The organism is Bacteroidota bacterium, assembly GCA_018831055.1.
In the GTDB taxonomy this organism is placed as follows: Bacteria; Bacteroidota; Bacteroidia; order Bacteroidales; family B18-G4; genus M55B132.
In genome coordinates this window covers 1-2,855 of record JAHJRE010000144.1, presented here as the reverse complement: position 1 = coordinate 2,855, position 2,855 = coordinate 1, and the positions used below count along the sequence as shown (strand labels likewise).

4 protein-coding genes are annotated in these 2,855 nt (G+C 44.0%); 2 read left to right on the top strand and 2 right to left on the bottom strand.

Translation table 11 applies throughout. The annotated features are described in order from the left end of the window. Window positions 1-209 precede the first annotated feature (209 nt). The gene (gene thiF, locus KKA81_09265; protein ID MBU2651110.1) at window positions 210-800 is read left to right on the top strand and encodes a sulfur carrier protein ThiS adenylyltransferase ThiF; all 591 of its coding nucleotides are present in this window, start codon (window positions 210-212) and stop codon (window positions 798-800) included. Next, on the top strand, window positions 797-1,000 hold the full coding sequence (thiS, locus tag KKA81_09260; protein MBU2651109.1) for a sulfur carrier protein ThiS: 204 nt from the start codon (window positions 797-799) through the stop codon (window positions 998-1,000). Before thiF ends, thiS begins: the two co-directional genes overlap by 4 nt. A 2-nt stretch (window positions 1,001-1,002) precedes the next feature. On the opposite strand, the gene KKA81_09255 is transcribed toward thiS, so the two are convergent. Together KKA81_09255 and KKA81_09250 are read right to left on the bottom strand one after the other, a co-directional pair. Further along, on the bottom strand, window positions 1,003-2,331 hold the full coding sequence (locus KKA81_09255; protein ID MBU2651108.1) for a bifunctional folylpolyglutamate synthase/dihydrofolate synthase: 1,329 nt from the start codon (window positions 2,329-2,331) through the stop codon (window positions 1,003-1,005). A gap of 32 nt (window positions 2,332-2,363) precedes the next feature. After that, the coding region (locus tag KKA81_09250; protein ID MBU2651107.1) for a hypothetical protein at window positions 2,364-2,855 on the bottom strand (492 nt) is incomplete at its 5' end.

Here is a 2,855-nt window from a genome sequence, read left to right as displayed (position 1 = left end):
TTCACAACAAAATTATGAATTCTCACCTCATCCCTCATAAAAATGATATAAAAATCTGATATGCAAAGATATGCATGTCGGTTACCCAATCATAATCACTTATTTACCTTAATTTTACATTTAATTTAGAATTGTTATAAATTTTAGAATTTTTACAGCGTGCTTTTTAACGGCTATGTTTATCTTTATGCCAGTAAAGACAAACCAGGATGAAATTTGATGAGATCAGCAGGATACTATCACTAAAAACCGTTGGAATTGCCGGCTGTGGTGGCCTTGGATCCAATTGTGCTGTGGCTTTGGCCCGGTGTGGACTGGGTAACCTTATCATTGCCGATTATGATATTGTTGATGAAAGCAATCTGAACCGGCAATATTTTTTCCGTGAACATCTTGGCCAGAAGAAGGTATTGGCATTGAAAGAGGTGATCTCCAGGATTAACCCTTCCTGCCGGATTGAAACCCATGATATTCGCCTGAAGCCCATCGATATTCTACGCTTATTTTCTTCCTGTGATATTATTGTAGAGGCTTTCGATGATCCCGTGGAAAAGATGATGCTCATTGAGACTTGGCTGGTTGAATATCCCGATAAACCTGTTGTCTCTGCATCCGGACTGGCGGGTTTTGGTCACATCGACGATCTCAGAGTGGAGAAGCACGGAAAGCTATTCGTCTGCGGTGATCAGATTGCTGAAGCCTCGGAGGATAATCCGCCGCTTGCACCCAGGGTAAATATTGTAGCCAACATGCAGGCGGATACCGTTCTGGAATTATTGGTTAAACCTATGAAATCATGAAAATAACGCTGAATAGCAGGCCTGAAGAAATCGACCGGGATTCAATGACCCTGGAAGAGCTTATTCAATGGAAGAATTTTACTTTTAAGATGCTGGTGACCAAAGTGAACGATAAGCTTATAAAAAGAGAAGATCGCAGGCACACCATCATTCACGACGGGGACAATGTGAGCATCCTGCATCTAATCAGCGGAGGTTGATATTAATCGACTCTTGATTCAAGCCATCCAAGTGCATCGGCAACGATAAAGGTACTTCCACCGATAAAAATTAAATCATCAGGATTTGCGGATTGCAAAGCGGATTCTATGGCGTCTTTTACACTATCATATCGTTGTCCTTTCAATCCTATCCCATTGGCTTGCTCTTTTAATATTCCGGCATCCATGCCTCTGGGGATATCCGCTTTGCAGAAATAATAAACGGCATCTTTTGGCAATAACTTTAATACAGGGCCGGCATCTTTATCGTTAACACTCCCGAAAACCATATGAAGTTTTTTGCAGGATGTGTTTTGTATCATTCTGACAATCTCCCGGATACCATCTTCATTATGGCCCACATCGCAGATCATCAAAGGCTTTCTCCGGATAATTTGCCATCTGCCCCGAATCCCGGTGTTTTTAACAACATTGGCAATGCCTTTTATTATGGTATCCTCGTTAATACGATGCCCCAGTTTACTTAGGATCTCAAGTGCCTGAATAACCGTTACTATATTCTTATTTTGATATTCTCCGGTCAGCGGGCAGTTTAATGAAATCTCCTTCTGTTTTGCATCATTAAGAGGTTTGATTTTCCAGGAAATAGTGGACGGATGTATTGCTCCTGCCTGATGAATTTCCTGGATAGCATAGTTACTGTCGGCAAAGAATATAGGGGCTCTTTCCTGTTCAGCGCGGCTGATAAACACCTCGCCCGATGCTGTGGCTGTTTCACCAATAATTACAGGGATACCGGGTTTGATGATCCCGGCTTTTTCAAAGGCAATCTTTTCTATGGTATTTCCCAGGAACTGGGTGTGATCCAGTCCAATGTTTGTTATGACAGATAATTCAGGAATTACCACATTAGTGGAATCCAGCCGTCCTCCCATTCCGGTTTCTAAAACAACTATATCTGTTTTTTCGTCTGCAAAATACCGGAAGGCCATCACGGCAGTGAGCTCAAAAAAGGAAGGGGAGATGGCTTCAAAATCCATCCTGAATTTTTCGATGAACGCAACCACGTAATTTTCCGGTATCATATTTCCGTTGATGCGTATACGTTCTCTGAAATCAGTGAGATGGGGGGATGTAAACAATCCCGTTTTATATCCGGCTTCCTGGAATACAGAAGCCAGCATATGGGATACAGAGCCCTTGCCATTTGTGCCGGCAATATGTATACTTTTTATGCTTTTTTCAGGATTACCTGTAAGTTTACACAGGGCAATAGTATTGTTGAGATCAGCCTTGTAAGCTGCCGGGCCTATCCGTTGGAACATCGGAAGGCGGGTATACATATAATCCAGTGTTTCCTTGTAATTCATCCGGCAAAGGTAGGATGACTTCGCTTTCAGCTTTAATTAAGCCGAATAAAATTATAGGTAATGGTACCCTTTTGGTTATCGGGAGCATTGGGATCGGGTTCAAAAAGGGAGCGAAGGGCTGCTTCTTCGGCCAGTCTGCGTAAACGTGTATCCAGGATGGTTGTGCCTTTTCCGCCCGCCAGGGCTTTAACTACCTTTCCTTCCCGGTTCACCCAAATATCTACAACCACCTTACCTTGTTCCTGGCTTTGGTAAGAAGGCTTCGGCAGATGTCTCGAACCACGGCCACCCAGGCTGAACGACACTCCGTTACCGGCTCCTCCCTGCCCATCGTAATTGCTTGAACCCGGATCTCCGTTGGGTTTGCCCTGATCGCCGGGCTGGCCTGTCACTCCTTCGTTGCTGCCTGTTCCGGTATTGGTTTTTCCGGTGAACATTGCTCTCGGATCAACTTTCTGTTCCGGCTCACTGGGCTCTTCCACAGGTGTTTCCTGCTGCTCAACAGGTTTTTCTTCAACCACTTC

What these genes read in the sequence shown, in the direction of transcription:
- KKA81_09255 (MBU2651108.1), bottom strand. Translation starts at nt 2,331, where the DNA reads ATGAATTACAAGGAAACACTGGATTATATGTATACCCGCCTTCCGATG.
- thiF (MBU2651110.1), top strand. Translation starts at nt 210, where the DNA reads ATGAAATTTGATGAGATCAGCAGGATACTATCACTAAAAACCGTTGGA.
- thiS (MBU2651109.1), top strand. Translation starts at nt 797, where the DNA reads ATGAAAATAACGCTGAATAGCAGGCCTGAAGAAATCGACCGGGATTCA.